The 14,809-nt window shown below is 69.6% G+C and carries 14 protein-coding genes; 10 read left to right on the forward strand and 4 right to left on the reverse strand.

Annotation, left to right across the window (positions count from 1 at the left end):
- Positions 1-18: 18 nt before the first annotated feature.
- On the reverse strand, positions 19-2,577 hold the full coding sequence (locus tag AVMA1855_RS13975; RefSeq protein WP_284426159.1) for a sensor histidine kinase: 2,559 nt from the start codon (positions 2,575-2,577) through the stop codon (positions 19-21).
- A 1-nt stretch (position 2,578) separates the two neighbouring features.
- Positions 2,579-3,373 (reverse strand): ABC transporter substrate-binding protein, encoded by a 795-nt coding sequence (locus tag AVMA1855_RS13980; protein WP_349817112.1) that lies wholly within the window; start codon positions 3,371-3,373, stop codon positions 2,579-2,581.
- A 384-nt stretch (positions 3,374-3,757) separates the two neighbouring features.
- On the opposite strand from AVMA1855_RS13980, the gene AVMA1855_RS13985 reads away from it, so the two are divergent.
- Both AVMA1855_RS13985 and AVMA1855_RS13990 read left to right on the forward strand, forming a co-directional pair.
- Positions 3,758-4,414 (forward strand): response regulator, encoded by a 657-nt coding sequence (locus AVMA1855_RS13985; protein WP_284426161.1) that lies wholly within the window; start codon positions 3,758-3,760, stop codon positions 4,412-4,414.
- Entirely contained in the window at positions 4,407-5,153 is a 747-nt protein-coding gene (locus AVMA1855_RS13990) for a response regulator (RefSeq protein WP_284426162.1), read from the forward strand. The genes AVMA1855_RS13985 and AVMA1855_RS13990 overlap by 8 nt, the downstream gene beginning before the upstream one ends.
- A gap of 23 nt (positions 5,154-5,176) precedes the next feature.
- Here AVMA1855_RS13990 and AVMA1855_RS13995 read toward each other — a convergent pair whose 3' ends face one another.
- On the reverse strand, positions 5,177-5,869 hold the full coding sequence (locus tag AVMA1855_RS13995; RefSeq protein WP_284426163.1) for a FadR/GntR family transcriptional regulator: 693 nt from the start codon (positions 5,867-5,869) through the stop codon (positions 5,177-5,179).
- A 217-nt stretch (positions 5,870-6,086) separates the two neighbouring features.
- On the opposite strand from AVMA1855_RS13995, the gene AVMA1855_RS14000 reads away from it, so the two are divergent.
- The 8 genes from AVMA1855_RS14000 (at position 6,087) to AVMA1855_RS14035 (ending at position 13,804) form a co-directional block, all read left to right on the forward strand.
- Entirely contained in the window at positions 6,087-6,770 is a 684-nt protein-coding gene (locus tag AVMA1855_RS14000; protein WP_272551408.1) for an amino acid ABC transporter permease, read from the forward strand.
- An 18-nt stretch (positions 6,771-6,788) separates the two neighbouring features.
- Positions 6,789-7,439, forward strand: coding sequence for an amino acid ABC transporter permease (locus tag AVMA1855_RS14005; RefSeq protein ID WP_284426164.1), 651 nt, complete (start codon positions 6,789-6,791; stop codon positions 7,437-7,439).
- On the forward strand, positions 7,423-8,151 hold the full coding sequence (locus AVMA1855_RS14010; RefSeq protein WP_284426165.1) for an amino acid ABC transporter ATP-binding protein: 729 nt from the start codon (positions 7,423-7,425) through the stop codon (positions 8,149-8,151). Before AVMA1855_RS14005 ends, AVMA1855_RS14010 begins: the two co-directional genes overlap by 17 nt.
- A gap of 80 nt (positions 8,152-8,231) precedes the next feature.
- Positions 8,232-9,008: a transporter substrate-binding domain-containing protein gene (locus tag AVMA1855_RS14015; protein ID WP_284426166.1), complete on the forward strand. Its 777-nt coding sequence runs from the start codon at positions 8,232-8,234 to the stop codon at positions 9,006-9,008.
- A 59-nt stretch (positions 9,009-9,067) separates the two neighbouring features.
- Positions 9,068-10,078 (forward strand): zinc-binding alcohol dehydrogenase family protein, encoded by a 1,011-nt coding sequence (locus tag AVMA1855_RS14020; protein ID WP_284426167.1) that lies wholly within the window; start codon positions 9,068-9,070, stop codon positions 10,076-10,078.
- Positions 10,079-10,091: 13 nt separating this feature from the next.
- Positions 10,092-11,228 carry a mannitol dehydrogenase family protein gene (locus tag AVMA1855_RS14025; RefSeq protein WP_284426168.1) on the forward strand — a complete coding sequence of 379 codons (1,137 nt, stop codon included), beginning with the start codon at positions 10,092-10,094 and terminating at the stop codon, positions 11,226-11,228.
- A gap of 46 nt (positions 11,229-11,274) precedes the next feature.
- On the forward strand, positions 11,275-12,816 hold the full coding sequence (locus AVMA1855_RS14030; protein ID WP_284426169.1) for a UxaA family hydrolase: 1,542 nt from the start codon (positions 11,275-11,277) through the stop codon (positions 12,814-12,816).
- Positions 12,817-12,826: 10 nt separating this feature from the next.
- On the forward strand, positions 12,827-13,804 hold the full coding sequence (locus AVMA1855_RS14035; RefSeq protein ID WP_284426170.1) for a sugar kinase: 978 nt from the start codon (positions 12,827-12,829) through the stop codon (positions 13,802-13,804).
- A 215-nt stretch (positions 13,805-14,019) separates the two neighbouring features.
- On the opposite strand, the gene AVMA1855_RS14040 is transcribed toward AVMA1855_RS14035, so the two are convergent.
- Positions 14,020-14,790, reverse strand: coding sequence for an SDR family NAD(P)-dependent oxidoreductase (locus AVMA1855_RS14040; protein WP_284426171.1), 771 nt, complete (start codon positions 14,788-14,790; stop codon positions 14,020-14,022).
- Positions 14,791-14,809: the final 19 nt, after the last annotated feature.

Raw genomic sequence — 14,809 nt, forward strand, 5'->3', positions numbered from 1 at the left:
CGCCGCAGTGCCCAGGCGCTACACCGTGGAGGTCAGCGGCGCCGGCGTGGTTTCGGAAGCGCCGCGTGCCGGCAGGACGATGTGAAACACGCTGCCCTGGGCCGTGTTGCTCGCATGGATGCGCCCGCCGAAGGCCTCGACGATCTTGCGGCAGATGGCCAAGCCCAGGCCGGTGCCGCCGGAGCCGTCGCGCGTCTTGCTCGACTGCATGAAGGCCTCGAAGATGCGCTCGAGCTCTTCCTCGGGCACGCCCGGGCCGCTGTCTTCGATCTCGATGTGGATCTGCCCCAGGCCGTCCATGAAGCCGCGCAGTTCGATGGTCGAGCCCCCGGGCGAGAACTTGACCGCGTTTGCCAGCACGTTGCGCACGACCTGCTGGAACCGCAGCGGATCGGCCTTGGCGACCAGCGGCAGATCCGGCAGCTCCAGATGCAGGTACAGCCGGTGCCGGGCGAGCAGGGGGTCGAACTCCCGCGCGACCGAGCGGATGAGCCCGCGCAGGTCGGTGCGCTCCAAGTGGAAGGTACCCACCGTGCTTTCGATCTTGGCCACGTCCAGCAGGTCGTTGACCAGCGTGAGCATGCGCTGCCCTGAGGAGTGGATGTCGGTGAACATGCCGGCCAGCCGCGCATCGGCCGGGCTGCGCAGCGCGCCCAGCTCGGCGAACCCGATGATCGACTGCAGCGGCGTGCGCAGCTCGTGGCTCATGTTGGCCACGAACTCGGACTTGGTGCGCGAGGCCTCTTCGGCTGCAGTGCGCGCCTCCTGGATGGCGCGCTCGGCCATGCGGAAGTCGGTCACGTCCATCAGGATGCTCAGCACGCCGGTGGCATGGCCCATCTCGTCGGTCAGCGCTGCCTTGAAGACGCGGGCGTCGCGGTGGGTGCCGTCGCCGTGCAGCAGCCGGGTCTCCAGCGTCATCTTGCCGCCCTGCATCAGCAGGCGCTGGTTGGCCTCCACCACGACGTTGGCTTCGTCCGGCGGCAGGAAGGCATGCAGCCGCTCGCCGATCACCAGCGCGCGGCCCCGGCCCTTGTATTCCTCCCAGGCGCGGTTCACGAGCACCACGCAGTGGTCCTTGTCGGTCAGGGACATGGGCAGGGGCGTGGTTTCGAGCAGCAGGTTCTGGAAGGCCAGCTGGGCCTGCAGCTTGAGCTGCGCCTCCCAGCGCCCGGTCACGTCCACCGCGCTGCCGGCGAAGCCGGCGATGCGCCCTTCGCTGATGAGCGGGACCACCGCCAGTTCGAACAGCAGGTGGCGGCCATCGGCGCTGCGGATCAGCGCCTGACAGGTGCGCGCCTGCGCCGTGGATTCGGTGTCGAGCATGGCCACGACCTCGTTGCGGCTGACCGAGTCCACGATGTCCGGCAGCGTCTGCCCCACGGCATGCGAGGGGCTGCGCCCGCTGATCGTGTCCCACCGCGCGTTGGCATAGGTGATGACGCCGTGCGCATCGGTGCGGAAGATCAGCTCCTGCACGCTGCTGATGAGCACCGCCAGATCGTGCTGGCTCTGCGCGATCTTTCGCTGCGCGAGGTTCATCGAGCGCTGCGCGGCCTCTCGCGCGCGCAGGCCGCGCCAGGCGGTCGCGGTCAATCCGAGGGCGAGCAGCACGGCGGCCAGGCCGATGCCGAGCATGCTCTGGGCCTCCTGCAGCCACCGGTCCTGCGCCATCGCGTAGGGCTCCTCCACGATCGCCACCAGCGGCTTGTCGCGCGAGGCGCGAAAGGCCAGGATGCGGTCGCTGCCCAGCACGCCCTGGCCGATGTAGCTGGCGAAGTCGCGGTGGGGCAGGTAGCTGTGGAAGACGGGCAGGTTGTCGATCCGCCGGCCGACGAGGGCAGCGGCGGGCGCGGAGCTGGCCAGCACCTGGCCGTCGTCGCTGGCGATCACCGCGTCGTAGCTCAGGGATTCCAGGGTGAGGTACTGGAAGTTCGACAGCGCACCGGGATTGACCAGCCCCACGAGCATCAGGTCCCGGCCGCCGTTGGTGCGAAAACCGCGCAGCAGCGGAATGAACGACATGCCCGCCGGGGCCACGTCGGGGGGCGTGGTGCGGCGCAGGCTGCCCAGGCTGCGGCCCGGCACCAGCGGGCCGATGCGCTGGCGTTCTTCCTCCACCCAGGGCCCCAGGCCCGTGACGTCGATGAAGGTGCCGGCCTCGCCGGTGACGGTGCTGGCGACCACCAGGCCCTTGGTGTCCACCACCGCCACGCCGCGCATGAAGGGCAGCCCGGCCAGCACCTGCCGCATCGCGACCTCCATCGCCTGGGTGCTGGTGGGGGTATCGGTCAGTGCCTGCGAATGCGCGAGCACGCCCAGCGCCATGTCGCCGGCATCGAACGTGCGGGCGGCCTGGTCTTCGATGATGCGGGCCAGCAGCTGCGCCTGCACCTGGCTGGCGGTCATCGTCGCACGCATGTCGTTCACGGCGAGCAGGGCCATCGCGGCCGCCGCCAGCAGCGCGGCCGCCACGCCGGCGGCCAGCACGAGGCCGCTGGCAGGCAGCCCGCGAAAGCGCAGCGCCGGTTCCGCCGCGAGGGAGGGTGGGGAGGGAGCGCGGCGCTTCATCGTCATGTCAGGGCTCGATCACCTGGCCGAGGCCGTTCTTTTCCGCGGCGGCCTTGAGCCGGCCGTCGCGCTTGATGCGGACCACGAAATCCTCCATCTGCCGGAGCCAGGCACCATCGCCGGGCCGCACCGCGTAGGCGTAGGGCACGACCCGGATCGAATGCGCCGGCACGAGGAGCTTGGCCCAGTTGGCGTTGTCCAGCAACTGGCGGCTGTAGAAGTAGTTGGTCATGAACACATCCACGCGGCCGGAGATGAGCTCCTGCTCGCGCGTGGCGGGCGCATCGACCGGCACCACCCGCGCATGCTGCAACTGCGCCGCCATGATCGGCCCCGTCAGGGTGCCTTGCTGCACGCCGACCCGCACGCCGGGCTGGTCGATGTCGGACCATTGCGTGACCACGGCATTGTTCTTGGTGGTGATGGCGTACACGTCGCTGTGCAGGTAGGGCTGCGTGAAATCCAGCACCTGCTGGCGCTGCGGGGTCACGGCGATGGCGGACATGGCCACGTCGCACCGGCGGCTGGTGAGGTCGGCCACGAGGGATGGAAAGGACGAATCCACGTACTCCAGGCGCGCGCCCAGGTCTTTCGCGAGTTCGGTCGACAGGTCGATGTCGATGCCCTTCAGCTCGCGCGTGCGGGGATGGCGGTAGGTCACGCCGTAGTAGTCGGGCCAGATGCAGACCCGCAAGACCCCGGTCGAGCGCACCCGATCGGACACCGGCCCGGCCTGCACCGCCGGCCATGCGGCCAGGCAGGCCCCGGAAAGCAGCGAGAGGGAAAGGACGATCCGCTTCATGCCATCCATTTCTTCAGGGCTGCGCCCTGCAGGAAAGGGGGCGCGCGATGTCCTCGGGATGCAGGCCCGCCGGGAAGGCGGCCTGGGGTGTCAGCGCATCATAGGGGCCGGTGCCCGGTCGCCCGTGTCGGCCTGTGCCTTTACCTTGACCGATCTCAGGGTTCCGGGGAGGGCGCGTCAGGCCAGGCTCGCCCCATGGCAGCGCGGCGCCGGCTTTTTGCCAGACGCTTGAGCAGGGACGACGAGCGGTGAAGGCCATGGGATCGGATGGTGAGAAAATGATAGAAATAAAAAACAGCGTCGTTGTCTTATTTTAATCAGAAAAATCATTTTTATCATCTTTAAATTTGTTTGTTTTGAACCCAACAGCGGCACAATTCACGCATGGCAACATCTGCTCCTGAGATCTCCGACGTGACCGATCACTGCACCACCCTGGAGGTGGCCAAGCTGCTCGGTATGGCCGTTCGATCCGTTCAACTCATGGTGGATCGCGGGGAGCTTCAAGCCTGGAAGACGCCCGGCGGGCACCGGCGCATTTCCCGCGCATCCGTGCAGCAATGGCTGCAGGGCAACAAGGCCGCCCCAGCGCAGCCGCACAACCGCCGGGCGGACGACGCCCGGACCGGGGCCGGAACCGAGGCCGGCGCGCCGAAAAAGCCCCTGTTGCTGCTCATCGAGGATTCGACGCACTTCCAGAACCTCATCCAGCTCATCGTGCAGCAGCAGTTTCCGGAACTGGGGCTGCAGGTGGCCGACGACGGCATCGCCGGGCTGGCCCTGTACGGGCAGCTGCAGCCGGACATCCTCATCGTGGACATCCTGCTGCCCGGCCTGGATGGCGCGACCCTGATCACCACGCTGCGGTCCCATCCCCAGTTCGCGCGCATCGAGCTGATCGTGGTGACCTCGCTCGACGAATCGCAACGCGCGCCCTATGCCTTCGCCCTGCAGGGCGTGGCCGTCATCCACAAGCCCCGGCTGGTCGCCGAACTGCCCGGGGCGCTGCAGGCCTGCCTGGAAACGCTGCGCCATGGATGAACCCGTCGTCCTCCTGGTGGAAGACGATGCCCTGGTGTCCCGCTTCGTCGGCATGGTGCTCGACGACCTGCCGGTGCGGCTGCAGGTCTGCAGCAGCGTGGAGCAGGCGCTGCAGTTCCTGGCGGAGCACCGTGTCCAGCTGGTCATCACCGATCTGATGATGCCCGGGGAGTCCGGCATGGGGCTGATCCAGCGCATGGCCGCCGACCGCTCCCTCGCCGCGGACGCCAAGGTCGTGGTGTTCAGCGCGGGTTTGAACACCAAGGTGCGCGAGCAGCTGGCGTCGATGAACATCTGGCGCACGCTGGCCAAGCCGGCCTCGGTGGGCGATCTGCAAGGCTGCGTGCAGGATGCCCTGCAGTTGTCCGGCCAGAACCCGGAGGCCGCGCCGCCGGCCGTCTCCGCGCCGGCGGCTCCCGCCGCCGAGTCGGGTCTGGCGGACCACGAAGCCCTGGCGGTCGCCACGCACTTCGCCAACAACCGCCCCCTGTTCGAGGCCTACCGCGAGCGTTGCTTTGTTCAGTTCGCCAGGGATGGCGAAGAGGGCGACCGGGCCGCGGCGGCGGCCGACCTGGCCGCGCTGCGCCGGCTGGCGCACAACCTGCGCACCGTGCTGCTCACGCTGGGCCGCAGCGAAGGCCACCGGGTGGCCAGCCGCCTCGAAGAGGCCGCCATCGCCGAAGATGTGCCGGCCGCCGTGGCCGGCTGGAAGGCGCTGCGGGACCACCTGGCGCCCTGACGTTCAGGACCCGTCCGCACGCCTCAGGGCATCACCCAGCGGTCCGCCGCCGCCCGGATGTGCGAGCGCATGGCCGACTCCGCCAGCAAGGGGTCGCGCGCCGCGAGGCAGCGGTAGATCTGCTCATGCTCGGCCAGGGCCGCGTGCCAGGTCGGCTGGCCTTCCAGCCGCTCGCGCATGTGGCTGGCCAGCGGCCCGCGGCGCTCGTCGAACAGGCTGCCCACCAGCCGCACCAGCACCGAGTTGCCGGTCATCTCCGCGATGCGCACGTGGAACTCTCGGTCGTGCTCCAGCACATCGCGCCCGGCCGCGATGTCGGCGCGCATGGCGTCGATGCTCGCCTGCACACGGACCAGGCCGTCCGGCGTGGCGTGCACGCACGCCAGCACAATGACTGCTCCCTCCACCGCGCCCCGCGCCTGCATCAGTTCGGCCGGGCTCTCGCCCATGGACGGGGGCAGGGCGGAGCGCCGCAGCGCGCGGCTGCACACATACACGCCCGAGCCCATGCGGATTTCCACGCTGCCTTCGATCTCCAGCGCGATCAGCGCCTCGCGCAGCGAGGGGCGTGACACGCCCAGTTGCTGCGCCAGATCGCGCTCGGGCGGCAGGCGGCTGCCTTCCCGGTAATCGCCCTGCTGGATCAGCAGGCGCACCTTGTCCGCGATCTGCTGGTACAGGCGGCGGGATTCGAGGGCTTTGGTGGAGTCGTTCATCGAGCGTGTACATGAAATTGGCCAGACCATATGGCCTGACCAAACGAGGGGCTGCGCGCAGTGTAGAGGGTGAAATCACTAGATTCCAAGCATTGGATCGCTGAAAACCCTGCGGCTGGGGTTAACCCGGTAAGGCCAATTTGAATTTGGCGCTCAAATTGGCCTTACCAGAAACCCCTGCGATGGGCCGCCGAGCGGTCCGCACGCCGACACTGCCTTGAACTACGCTTTCGACTTCTCCGCGCCGCTGGCCTACTGGCCCGACCTCCTGGCAGGGGCGTGGACCACGCTGTCGCTGTCGCTGGCATCGACCTTCTTCGGCTTCCTGGTGGGCGTGTTCTGCGCCCTGGCCAACACGGGCCGCTCGCGCTGGCTGGCCCGGCTGGCGGGGGTATACATCGAGGTCATCCGCAACACGCCGCTGCTGGTGCAGGTGTTCATCGTGTACTTCGGGCTGGCCTCGCTGGGCCTGCAGGTGGGCGCGTTCACCGCGGCCATCGTGGCGCTGGTGGTGAACGTGGGGGCCTACACCAGCGAGATCGTGCGGGCCGGTATCGAGTCGATTCCCAAAAGCCAGCTGGAGGCGGCCGAGTGCATGGGCCTGTCGCGCTGGCAGACGCTGCGCCATGTGGTGCTGCCGCCGGCCATCGAGCGCGTGTACCCGGCGCTGTCCAGCCAGTACGTGCTGCTGATGCTGGCCTCGTCGATCTGCTCGCAGATTTCGGCCGAGGAGTTGACGGCGGTGGCCAACCGCATCCAGTCGGACACTTTCCGCTCGGTAGAGACCTATCTCATCGTGGCCGCGGCGTACCTGGCCATGTCGCTGGTGATGCGCGGCGCGCTGTGGCTGGTGGCCATGGTCGCCTTCCCGCGCCGCCGGCGCCTGGGCACCCCCCTTTGAAAGCCGCAGGCACGCACCATGGGCTTTCTCAACGCATCGCACCTTCATTTCCTGTTCGACGGCCTGCTGTGGACCATGGGGCTTTCGCTGCTGGCGTTCGCCGGCGGCGGGCTGCTCGGCTTTGCCGTGGCGCTGGGCAGCTCGTACGGGCCGCGCTGGTCGCGCGTGGCCGTGTCCCTCTACATCAAGCTGATCCAGGGCACGCCGCTGTTGGTGCTGCTGCCGCTGGCGTATTTCGGCCTGCCCTCGCTCGGGTTCAACGTGGCGCCGCTCACGGCAGCGGCGCTGGCGCTGTCGATCTACGTGTCGGCCTACCTGGGCGAGATCTGGCGTGGCTGCATCGAGTCGGTGCCGCGCACGCAGGCCGAGGCCGCGGAATGCCTGGCCCTGCGCTGGCACCAGCGCGTGTGGCACGTGATCCTGCCGCAGGCCGTGAAGATCGCCACGCCGCCCACCGTGGGCTTCATGGTGCAGATCGTCAAGAACACCTCGCTGGCCTCGGCCATCGGCTTCGTGGAGCTGGCGCGGGCGGGCCAGATCATCAACAACTCCACCTTCGAGCCTTTCGTAATCTTCGTGATCGTGGCGGCCCTGTATTTCGCCCTGTGTTACCCGCTGTCGGTGCTGAGCCGGCGCCTGGAGAGGAGCTTTCATGTCGCCCATCGTTGAGATCGAGAACATCTCCAAGTGCTTCGGCGCCACCCGCGTGCTGGAAGGCGTGTCGTTCACGGTGAACAAGGGCTCGGTGGTCGCCATCATCGGCCAGAGCGGATCGGGCAAGAGCACGGCGCTGCGCTGCATCGACCGGCTGGAAACGGTGGATGCCGGCCGCATCCGCGTGTGCGGCCACGAGGTGACCGCGCCGGGGCTCAACCTGCACCAGCTGCGCCGCGACGTGGGCATCGTGTTCCAGAGCTACAACCTGTTCCCGCACCTCACCGTGCTGGAGAACATCATGCTGGCCCCGCGCCTGGTGCAAAAGGCCGCCAAGGCCGAGGTGCGCGATCGCGCCCAGGCCGTGCTGGCGCAGGTGGGCCTGTCCGACAAGGCCGACTGCTACCCCTCGCAGCTGTCGGGCGGCCAGCAGCAGCGCGTGGCCATCGCCCGCTCGCTGGCCATGCAGCCGCAGCTGATGCTGTTCGACGAGGTGACCTCGGCGCTGGACCCGCAACTGACCGGCGAGGTGCTGCGCGTGATGGAAAAGCTGGCCGAAGGCGGCATGACCATGATCCTCGTCACGCATGAGATGGGCTTTGCGCGCAAGGTGGCCGACGAGGTCATCTTCATGCACCGGGGCCGCGTGTGGGAGCACGGTCCGGCCTCGATCCTCGATGCGCCAGCCACCACCGAGCTGCGCGATTTCGTCGGCAACGGCCTGTAGCGCTGCCCCGGTGATTCCCGAGCCCCGCGCCAGACGGGGCCGACCCCCAACCCTTCCTTTTCACACGGAGACAAAGCCCCATGACAACACCGCGTTCCTTCCTGCTGCGCACCCTGCTGGCCTCGGCCGCCCTGATGGCCTTCGGCGCCGGCAGCGCCCATGCCGATCTGCTCAAGGACATCCGCGAGGCCAAGAAGATCCGCATCGCCCTCGACACCGGATCGCCGCCCTACGGTTTCGTGGACGACGCGATGAAGCCCGTGGGCTCCGACGTGGAGACCGCGCAGCTGCTGGCGCAGGACCTGGGCGTGGCCCTGGAGATGGTGCAGACCACCAGCCCCAACCGCATCCCGTTCCTGCAGACGGGCAAGGCCGACATCGTGGTCGCCTCGCTGTCGGTCACACCCGAGCGCGAGAAGGTCATCGACTTTTCGGTGCCCTACGCGCAGATCCTCGCCGTGGTCGCCGCCCCCAAGGCCGCGGACATCAAGGGCTTCGAAGACCTGCAGGGCAAGCGCGTGGCCACCACGCGCGGCTCCAACAACGACAAGGTCGTCACGCAAGGCGCCAAGGGCGCGCAGATCGTGCGCTTCGACGACGACGCCACGCTGGTCACCGCCGCAGTGAGCGGGCAGGCGGACATCATCGCCACCTCGCCCGCCATCGTGAACACGGTCCTGGCGAAATCTCCGCAGAAGGACCTGGTGCAGAAGTTCGTCATGCAGAAGGTGCCGCTCGGCGTCGGCCTGCGCAAGAACGAGCCCGAGCTGAAGGCCTGGATCAACGACTGGATCGCCAAGAACACCGAGAACGGCAAGCTCGTGGCGATCTACAAGAAGTACCACGGCGGCAACTGAGCCAGCGGCTCAGGCCACCGACCCACCCACCCCTCTTTTTCCTGCATTGCGAGCCCCCCATGCTGACCGTCATCTGTGAAACCCCTGGCACCCTGCGCGCCGTGGAGCGCGAACGCCCCGTGCGCGGAGAGGGCGAAGTGCTGCTGCGCGTCAAGCGCGTGGGCGTGTGCGGCACCGACCTGCACATCTACACGGGCAACCAGCCGTTCCTGCAGTACCCGCGGGTGATGGGGCACGAACTGTCGGGTGTGGTGGAAGAGGCCGTGCCCGGCGGGCGGCTGGCGGTGGGCGACGTGGTCTATGTCATGCCCTACCTGTCGTGCGGCACCTGCGTGGCCTGTCGGCAGGGCAAGACCAATTGCTGCGTCAACATCCAGGTGCTGGGCGTGCACCGCGACGGCGCGTTCACCGAGGTGCTTTCGCTGCCCGAGGCCTTCGTGCACCGCGCCGAGGGCGCCACGCTGGACCAGGCCGCGATGATCGAGTTCCTCGCCATCGGCGCGCACGCCGTGCGCCGGGGCGACGTGCAGCCCGGCCAGCGCGTGCTGGTGGTGGGAGCCGGCCCGATCGGCATGGCCGCCATGATCTTCGCGAAGCTGCGCGGCGCCGAGGTGACGGCCATCGACGGCCGCCAGGACCGCGTGGCGTTTTGCCAGCGCGAACTGGGCGTAGCCCATGCCGTGGCGCTGGGCGAGGGCGACGAGGCGCAGCTGTCCGCCGCCACGGGCGGCGATTTCTACGACCAGGTGTTCGACGCCACGGGCAATGCCAAGGCCATCGAGCGCGGCTTTGGCTTCGTGGCGCACGGCGGTAAGTACGTGCTGATCTCGGTGGTGCGCGACACCATCACCTTCTCCGACCCCGAATTCCACAAGCGCGAGACCACGCTGCTGGGCAGCCGCAACGCCACCACCGAAGACTTCGAGACCGTGCTCGCCGCCATGCGCGCGGGCCAGGTGCCCACGGCGGCGCTCAACACGCACCGCATGGCCCTGGCCGACGTGCCGGCCGATTTCGCGCGGCTGCTGGACCCCGCCCAGGGCGTGGTCAAGGCCCTGGTGGAAGTCTGAGGAACGCGCGGCCATGGTCCAACCCATCCTCCAGTTCGGCACCAGCCGGTTCCTGCAGGCGCACGTCGATCTGTTCGTGTCCGAGGCGCTCGCGGGCGCTCCCGGCGCGGGCGATGCGCTGGGCGGCATCACCGTGGTGCAGACCACCGACCGCCCCGACGGCGCGGCCCGCATCGCGGCGCTGGCGCGCGGCGAGGGCTACCCCGTGCGCATCCGGGGTCTCGCCGGCGGCGAGCGCGTGGACCGCACCGTGCAATGCACGGCGGTGCGCGAGGCCTGGCAGGCCGCCACGCACTGGCCCGAGCTGCGCGCCGCCGTGGCCGGACCGGTGCGCGTGATCGTCTCCAACACCGCAGACCGCGGCTACCTGCTCGACGACCGCGACGGCCCCGCCGCGCTGCGCCCGGGCAGCGCGCCGCCGCACAGCTTTCCCGCCAAGCTGCTGGTGCTGCTGCACGGCCGCTGGCAGGCCGCGCCGCAGGCGCCCATCACGCTGCTGCCGTGCGAACTGGTCGAGCACAACGGCGACGTGCTACGCGATGTGGTCGCGGGCCTGGCCCGCCAATGGGCGCTGCCGGCCGAATGCATCGAGTGGCTCACGGCGCACTGCGTGTGGGCCAACTCGCTCGTGGACCGCATCGTGTCCGAGGCCATCGAGCCCGTGGGCGCGGTGGCCGAACCCTATGCCGTCTGGGTGGTCGAGCGCCACCCGCGCCTCACGCTGCCGTGCACGCACCCGGCCATCGTGCTCACCGACGACCTGGCGTTCTACGAGCGGCTCAAGCTGCTGCTGCTCAACGCCGGCCATACATACCTGGCCGAGCGCTGGCAGCAGGAAGGCCGCGCCGCCGGCGAGACCGTGCGTGAGGCCATGGCCGATGCCGCGCTGCGTGCCGGGCTGGAGGCGCTGTGGGCCGAGGAGATCCTGCCCGTGTTCGGCGCCCTGGGCGCGCGCGCGCAGGCCGAGGCCTACCTCGTCGATGTGCGCGAGCGCTTCGAAAACCCGTTCCTGGACCACCGCATCGCCGACATCGCGCAGAACCACGCGCAGAAGAAGCAGCGCCGCTTCGGCCCCCTGGTGGCGCTGGCGGCCGAGCATGCCCCGCACCTGGCCCAGCCGCGCCTGAAGGCGGCTCTCGCCGCCGCCTGACCCTTTCATTCCCTGTTTGCCACCGCCCTGCCGCGCAGCCCCGACGATGAACACCGACCTGCAGTCCACCCCGCCCCTGGCCCTTCAGCTGGGCGCTGCCGACAACGTGGCCGTGGCGCGCCAGGCGCTGGAGGCCGGCACGCGCCTGGCCATCGGCGGGCACGCCGTGCAGGTCCGCGAGCCCATTGCCTCGGGCCACAAGGTGGCGCTCGTGCCCATCCCGCGCGGCGCGGCCGTGCTCAAGTACGGCCAGGGCATCGGCGTCGCCACGGCCGACATCGCGGCCGGCGACCACGTGCACGTGCACAACGTGGGCATGGCGGCATCGAGCCACGGCCACAGCGCGGGCGTGGGCTACCGGCCCACGGGCGCGTTGCAAGAAACGCTGACCTTCGACGGCTTCGTGCGCGCCGACGGCCGCGTGGCCACGCGCAACTACCTGGGCGTGATCGCCAGCGTGAACTGCTCGGCCACCGTGTGCCGCCACATCGCCGACGCCTTCAAGGGCGAGGCGCTGACCGCTTACCCGCAGGTGGACGGCGTGGTCGCCATCACCCACGGCAGCGGCTGCGGCATGGGTGGCAATGGCGAGGGGCTGGAGCTGCTGCAGCGCACGCTGCGCGGCTACGCCAACCACCCCAACTTCGCGGGCGTGCTGGTCATTGGCCTGGGCTGCGAGGTCAACCAGATCGCGCCGCTGGTGGAAACGCTGATGGCGCGCGCGCCCGGCCTGTTCGCCACGCTCACCATCCAGGACGAGGGCGGCACGCGCGAGACCATCGCGCATGGCAAGGCCATCCTCGGTGACATGCTCGTGCAGGCCAACGCAGCGCGGCGCGAGCCGGTGCCGCTGCGGCACCTGGCGGTGGGCCTGCAGTGCGGTGGATCGGACGGCTACTCGGGCATCAGCGCCAACCCGGCGCTGGGCGCGGCGGTGGACCTGCTGGTGCGCCATGGCGGCACCGCCATCCTGTCGGAGACGCCCGAGATCTACGGCGCCGAGCACCTGCTCACGCACCGCGCCGCCACGCCCGAGGTCGCCGCCAAGCTGCTGGATCGCCTGGCCTGGTGGGAGCGCTACGCGGCGCTGCACGGCGGCGACCTGAACAATAACCCCTCGCCCGGCAACAAGGCCGGCGGCATCACCACCATCCTGGAGAAGTCGCTGGGCGCGGTCGCCAAGGCCGGCTCCACCGGGCTGATGGACGTGGTGGGCTATGCCGAGCCCGTGCGCACGCAGGGCCTGGTCTTCATGGACACGCCCGGCTACGACCCCGTGTCCGCCACCGGCCAGGTGGCCGGCGGCGCCAACCTGATCTGCTTCACCACCGGCCGGGGCTCGACCTACGGCTGCAAGCCCACGCCCTCGCTCAAGCTGGCCACCAACACGCCCATGTTCCAGCGCATGGCGCTCGACATGGACTTCGACTGCGGCGGCATCGTGGAGGGGCGCCAGAGCATCGCCGAGGCCGGCGAGGCGCTGTTTCGCCTCATGATCGCCACGGCCTCGGGGCAGCGCAGCAAGAGCGAGGACAACGGCCTGGGCGACAACGAATTCCTGCCCTGGCAGCTCGGCGCCGTGATGTGACGAAGGACCGATGACCCCCTGGATGGACGACGCCCCGATGCAACCCGACTCCCTTGCGCTCGATGTTCTGACCGTGGGCGAGCCCATGGCGCTTTTCATGGCCACCGCCTCGGGCGAGCTGCATGCCGTGGCCGACTACCGCCGCGCGGCGGCCGGTGCCGAGCTGAACGTGGCCACCGGCCTGGCCCGGCTGGGCCTGCGCACCGGCTACATCACGCGGCTTGGCGCGGACTCGTTCGGCCGCTTCCTGCAGGGCGAGATGGAGCGCGAAGGCATCGACCGCCGCCACGTCGCCACCGATGCCGCGCACCCCACGGGCTTCATGCTCAAGACGCGGGCCGAGGACGGCAGCGACCCGCAGATCGAATATTTCCGCAAGGGCTCGGCCGCGAGCCACCTGGGCCTGGCCGATGCGCCGCAAGGCGCGTTCCCGGCGCGCCATCTGCACCTGACCGGCATCACGCCGGCGCTGTCGCCCAGCACGCGCGAACTGGCCTTTCACCTCGCGCGGCAGGCGCGCGCGGCGGGCGCCACGATTTCGTTCGACCCCAACCTGCGGCCCCGGCTGTGGCCCTCGCCCGAGGCCATGGCCGAATGCATCAACGCCCTGGCGGCGCTGTGCGACACCGTGCTGCCGGGCCTGGGCGAAGGCCACACCCTCACAGGGCGCGATACCCCCGGGGCCGTGGCTGACTTCTACCTCGCCCAGGGCGCGCGGCAGGTGGTCGTCAAGCTCGGGCCGGAAGGCGCCTTCTACGCCCAGCAGGGCGGTGCGCGGGGCACCGCGCCCGGGTGCCCGGTGGCTCGCGTGGTGGACACGGTCGGCGCTGGTGACGGCTTCGCGGTGGGCGTGGTCAGCGGCCTGCTCGAAGGGCTGGACCTGGCCCGCGCCGCGGCGCGCGGCAACGCCATCGGCGCGCTGGTGGTGCAGTTCCCGGGCGACTCGGACGGGCTGCCCACGCGGCAGGAACTGAACGACGGGGCTTGACGGCAGCCCCTTGCGCCCGGCGAGGGTGCCGGCGCTCAGAAGGCTCAGAAGGCTCAGCAGGCTCGGAAAGCAGGCTCAGAAGCGTTTGCTATAAAAAGTATAGCTATACGCCCTAGTGGTTATTGCGGTGAAGGCCTTTTTGATGCTTGGCCTGTGCGGGCCTTGCGACGGACCGGCCTGGCGGCTTTTGCATCGAATGGGCGCCGCCCGCCCGGTCACTGCTCCGTGTAGTGGTAGGTCAGCCCGCCATCCACCGAGTGCGTGCCACCCGTGATGTAGCCCGCATCGTCGCTCGCTAGGAACGACACCAGCCCCGCCACGTCCTCCGGCACTCCCAGCCGGCCCATCGGAATCTGCGCTTGCAGGGCCTTGAGCTTGGCGGGGTCGTTCAGCAGCTTTTCGTTGATGGGCGTGGCGATCGCGCCGGGCGCCACGTTGTTGATGCGGATCGACAGCGGCGCCAGCTCGCTCGCCAGGTTGCGCGCCAGCATGCGCAGCGCGCCCTTGCTCGCGCAGTACGAGGCGAAGTGCGGGAATGCGATCTCCTCATGCACCGAGCTGATGTTCACCACGGCGCCGCCGCGCTGCAGCGCCTTGCGGTGGCGCACGAAAGCCTGGGTGGCGAAGAACAGGCCCTTCACGTTCGTGTCCATCACCAGGTCGTAGTCTTCTTCGGTCACGTCCCAGAAGTCGGCATGGCGCTCCACGCCCGCGTTGTTGACCAGAATGTCCAGGCCGCCCAGCGCCTCGACCGCACGCTCGACCAGCTGGGTGGCCGCGCTGGCGGTGCCGATGTCGGCCGCTACATAGACCGCGCGGCGGCCCAGCGCCTGGATCTGTTCGATGAGTTCGCGCGGCCCGCCGTCGGGCTTGCGGCCGTTGAGCACGACGTCGGCGCCCTCGCGAGCGAAGCGCAGCGCGATCGCGGCGCCGATGCCTTGGGTGCTGCCGGTGACGAGGGCGGTTTTCTGGGAAAGGCGTGGCATGGGGAAATGCTCGGTGGGG

It is taken from the genome of Acidovorax sp. SUPP1855, from assembly GCF_030158955.1.
Taxonomy (GTDB): Bacteria; Pseudomonadota; Gammaproteobacteria; order Burkholderiales; family Burkholderiaceae_C; genus Paracidovorax.

Excerpts from the sequence above, each read along its gene's own strand:
- AVMA1855_RS13975 (WP_284426159.1), bottom strand. The coding sequence starts at position 2,577 with ATGACGATGAAGCGCCGCGCTCCCTCCCCACCCTCCCTCGCGGCGGAA.
- AVMA1855_RS13980 (WP_349817112.1), bottom strand. The coding sequence starts at position 3,373 with ATGAAGCGGATCGTCCTTTCCCTCTCGCTGCTTTCCGGGGCCTGCCTG.
- AVMA1855_RS13985 (WP_284426161.1), top strand. The coding sequence starts at position 3,758 with ATGGCAACATCTGCTCCTGAGATCTCCGACGTGACCGATCACTGCACC.
- AVMA1855_RS13990 (WP_284426162.1), top strand. The coding sequence starts at position 4,407 with ATGGATGAACCCGTCGTCCTCCTGGTGGAAGACGATGCCCTGGTGTCC.
- AVMA1855_RS13995 (WP_284426163.1), bottom strand. The coding sequence starts at position 5,869 with ATGAACGACTCCACCAAAGCCCTCGAATCCCGCCGCCTGTACCAGCAG.
- AVMA1855_RS14005 (WP_284426164.1), top strand. The coding sequence starts at position 6,789 with ATGGGCTTTCTCAACGCATCGCACCTTCATTTCCTGTTCGACGGCCTG.
- AVMA1855_RS14010 (WP_284426165.1), top strand. The coding sequence starts at position 7,423 with ATGTCGCCCATCGTTGAGATCGAGAACATCTCCAAGTGCTTCGGCGCC.
- AVMA1855_RS14015 (WP_284426166.1), top strand. The coding sequence starts at position 8,232 with ATGACAACACCGCGTTCCTTCCTGCTGCGCACCCTGCTGGCCTCGGCC.
- AVMA1855_RS14020 (WP_284426167.1), top strand. The coding sequence starts at position 9,068 with ATGCTGACCGTCATCTGTGAAACCCCTGGCACCCTGCGCGCCGTGGAG.
- AVMA1855_RS14025 (WP_284426168.1), top strand. The coding sequence starts at position 10,092 with ATGGTCCAACCCATCCTCCAGTTCGGCACCAGCCGGTTCCTGCAGGCG.
- AVMA1855_RS14030 (WP_284426169.1), top strand. The coding sequence starts at position 11,275 with ATGAACACCGACCTGCAGTCCACCCCGCCCCTGGCCCTTCAGCTGGGC.
- AVMA1855_RS14035 (WP_284426170.1), top strand. The coding sequence starts at position 12,827 with ATGACCCCCTGGATGGACGACGCCCCGATGCAACCCGACTCCCTTGCG.
- AVMA1855_RS14040 (WP_284426171.1), bottom strand. The coding sequence starts at position 14,790 with ATGCCACGCCTTTCCCAGAAAACCGCCCTCGTCACCGGCAGCACCCAA.